Annotated in this window: 4 protein-coding genes; all 4 read right to left on the reverse strand. The window is 46.9% G+C overall.

The annotated features are described in order from the left end of the window. Positions 1-182: 182 nt before the first annotated feature. The 4 genes from ACWA6V_RS19290 to smrA all read right to left on the reverse strand — a co-directional run bounded on the left by ACWA6V_RS19290 (position 183) and on the right by smrA (position 3,323). A complete protein-coding gene (locus tag ACWA6V_RS19290) occupies positions 183-812 on the reverse strand; it encodes a YjfI family protein (protein ID WP_449524016.1) in 630 nt (209 codons plus the stop codon). Positions 813-1,120: 308 nt separating this feature from the next. Then, complete coding sequence (locus ACWA6V_RS19295) at positions 1,121-1,684, reverse strand: DUF2214 domain-containing protein (protein WP_449524017.1); 564 nt, start codon at positions 1,682-1,684, stop codon at positions 1,121-1,123. Positions 1,685-1,796: 112 nt separating this feature from the next. Next, the gene (locus ACWA6V_RS19300; protein ID WP_449524018.1) at positions 1,797-2,672 is read right to left on the reverse strand and encodes an alpha/beta hydrolase; all 876 of its coding nucleotides are present in this window, start codon (positions 2,670-2,672) and stop codon (positions 1,797-1,799) included. Positions 2,673-2,741: 69 nt separating this feature from the next. Beyond that, on the reverse strand, positions 2,742-3,323 hold the full coding sequence (gene smrA / locus ACWA6V_RS19305; protein WP_449524019.1) for a DNA endonuclease SmrA: 582 nt from the start codon (positions 3,321-3,323) through the stop codon (positions 2,742-2,744). Between the last annotated feature and the right edge of the window lie 177 nt (positions 3,324-3,500).

Here is a 3,500-nt window from a genome sequence, read left to right on the forward strand (position 1 = left end):
CTTTGGAGCGTTTCAACTCTTCGCCAGCATCGCGCACTTCTTGATCCAGAATGCGCAATGCCTGACTGTCCACCACCGCCTCACCTGCCTCATTTACACCACCGCGCAAGGCAGTAATCATTTTTGCCCAGATATTCATAGTGATTTACCTTTGTTGGTTGCGGCTGCTACTTCAGCATCCGTTAGCTAATTAAAAATTCACTGTAGGCTTCAGTCGCCTGGATCACATTCGATGCGAGCATTTCGATTTCCAAGATCACATCCTGCAAACTCGATGCAGAACTCAGCGCACCGAACATGTGATAGCAATCGTCGCCATCCATTTTGTAGAGACTGATGTTGGAGAGCGGAAAATACTTGTGGGTGCGCAATACGGTCTCGTTAAACAGCGCGGGATTATTCACCTCGGATACCGACCACAACATCGCTTCAACCACAATCTGCTCACCCGACACTGTCAGGAAGAGCGGCAGGTCGCCGTACTCATACATGACGATATGCAACGCAGGCGACACACCATCGATCAACTCCAGGTCAGCCCGCTTGGCGATAAACATATCCGCCTTGGCTAAGGCATCGTGAAGGCTCGCGGTGGTCCAACGGTTAACTACATCTGTCATTCGACTTTCTCCTTTAGCTGGCAATAACCCACTGGCAACAACCTGTTTTGCAGACACTCGCAATTCCAACTCGAACATAGCAAGACGACGCGCGTTCTCCGGGAGAATCCAGACCTCTTTCTTGACCAGGCCCTGCTCCCGCAAGCGATTGCGATATTCGCGTTGATAATGTGCTGATGATTTTTTCTGCATGAGCCAACATTAATTTATTACATGTAATAAATCAAATATTACATGTAATAAACAATGTTACTCCTAAGGATAGATAAGCATATGATTACAATAAGGTTTTTTAAATCAGACGAAGGAAAATGATACGAAAGTGAAGGTCAGCAAGAAAAATCAGATGCGCTAATGAGGAAATAATCTAAGCAGATAATGAGCAGAGGAGGAAAGATGCCCGCTTGGGCAGGAAGTTCGCGCGCGTATATGAGCCTCCGCTACAGACAAGCGCGCGAAAATTGATAAGTAATTCTTAGGGTTGGAGACACCAGTGCAATTTAGCGCACAAGCACACGAAACTCTTTTCGCAGCTCCCGCCAGACCTCCAAACCAATGACCAGCGCTATGGTCATCAAAACTGAATACACAATCATCACATAAGCATAGGGGGCAACATTATTCCAGGGCCGTGCTATTCCGAGATAACAGGAATACAGCCATGAAACAAGCGAGACAACCGCAGTGACCAGCACCAAAAACTGCGCCATTCTGCTGGCACCGATAAATCCGACCGGCGACGCCAAGACCCGAAAGCTGTAATGATGCAAAAACAATCCATTGATCGTGAGGATGCTCACTACGGTGAACTTTGCCCAGAGCTTTTGATTCATCAGGTAGTTGGGGACGTCGAGATAGCCGATGGCAACAATAATCAAACCCGAAATCCAGAGCACAACCAGCGCAAGCGTCACCAAACCGGAGTTGCGATGAAGATTCTCGATAGCAGCGGCATCCATCGCCCTCCCGCGCCACTTGGCGAGCGCTATGTCTTGAACAAGGAGAACGCCGATAGCAAGGCAAGCGGCGATTAAATGAATATAGACCAGGAGTGTTTTAAGCATCGTCAGGTTCCTCTTTCGTTATTATTAAAACAGCCACCATTATCAATGGCTGTTTCCAGAGGATTTTTGATCTAGCGCAATAAAAACTATAAATGCTGTAATCCCAACACGATTATTTCGCGCTGGTCATATCCCGCTCCAAGCCACTTGGCCCGACAGGTTTTTTAGGCTTCCATACCCAGATCAATCCACGCACGTAGCCATCACCTTTTATACCAGTGTGATCAAGCCCTTCCATCGCATAATTAAGCAACTCCAACCCCTGATATTTGCGTGCGTCCAGCTGTTTTTGAAACTCGATGATTGGATCGCGAAAGGCGGGATATTCAGTGGTGCCGTAGGAGATAAACATACGCCCATTTAATGCTTTATGCTTTTTTGCGTAGTCAGTATCCACTTTAACAAGCGCTTGCTTATCCCATTCAACGGCAGGGCTCAGAGCGATATAACCAGAGAAAAAACCGGGTGCTTGGTAGGCAGCAGTCAGCGTCAGCAATCCACCCAGTGAATTACCCGCAATCACGCGGTCAGTTTTTTCGCCGCGATATTGGCCTTCAATTAATGGTGCAACTTCTTGTTGAATAAAATTCAAAAATAAATTCGCCTTTCCAGATTTTTCATCCACCGCTGTAAAGGTGTAATCAATACGCCGCTCTTTACTGTAATCAGCTGATGACGGATAAGACAAACCCACCATGATAAATTCAGGCACCAGGTTGTCATAAATTAAATTGCCGTAAGTTGAAGCCAGCAAAGGTGTATCCCAATAGGCATCCAGATAATAGAGAACGGGATATTTTTTAGCGGGATTGGTTTTGTAGCTAGATGGATAGACCACAACCAGTTCGTGGTCTCGCCCGGTAATTTTTGAATGGATAGGAATAATTTCGGTGTTGTTTAATACAAACTGTTTATGGGTTTGCTGTGCAAAAGCGTGTGCTGTTATTCCTAGCAACATGACCAACAGGAGCGCATATTTTTTATACATAGACACCTCGTTTTAAATTTATATTGATTCTGGTGTGCTTGACCTATTTATCTACCCCAATTATGTCAATCAAGGCTTATTGTATAACTCCCAAGTCTCCTGTTTTTTCTTTTCGCTCTTGCGCAGCAACACATAGGTTGCACCAAGCCAACCGTGACGTTTTTGCGCTGAGTGAAATGCCATCACTTCATCAAGCTGCGGCAACCAATGCGCTACGCAACTTTTAAGCTGTGCTGGCTGCTCCCGCCCCTCCCCTTTACCGTGCGTAATTAGCGCGCAGCGAATGTCGTGAGCCATGCAATCCTTAACAAATTGAAATACCGCACTACGCGCCTGCTCGACAGTCATATTGTGCAGATCGAGCCGCGCATCAATCTGATATTTGCCCATACGCAGACTGCGATAAACGCCGTGTTGCACGCCATCGCGCTTGAACTCAATAACCGCAAGCGGGTCAAGTGGCTCTATGTATTCTCCCGAGAGGAAATTTTTATCTTTCGCAAGCTCGGCAGTTGCTGCCTTACGCCGGGTTTCTACACTGGTTTTATCCTGATGCGGGGATGCCAGGGTGACTTTCTCTTCCACCTTGATGGGTTTTACGTCCTTCATTTGCTGAAGGAAGAGATCAGCATCGGGGGTTTTATTGGTCATAAAAATAGCTTGGAACAAAAAGATCGGGAGGTGGAATTGTGCAGGATTTGGCGCCGAACTGGTAGCGCAAATTACCCGAAGCAGTGTAGGCAGCACATATCCCGCTATGCGCTGCCTCCCATATTAAAGGCGGGTGTTGCTGACAAAAGCAATCTGGGAGCCGTCGGGCGACCAGCT

Source organism: Cellvibrio sp. (genome assembly GCF_053579595.1).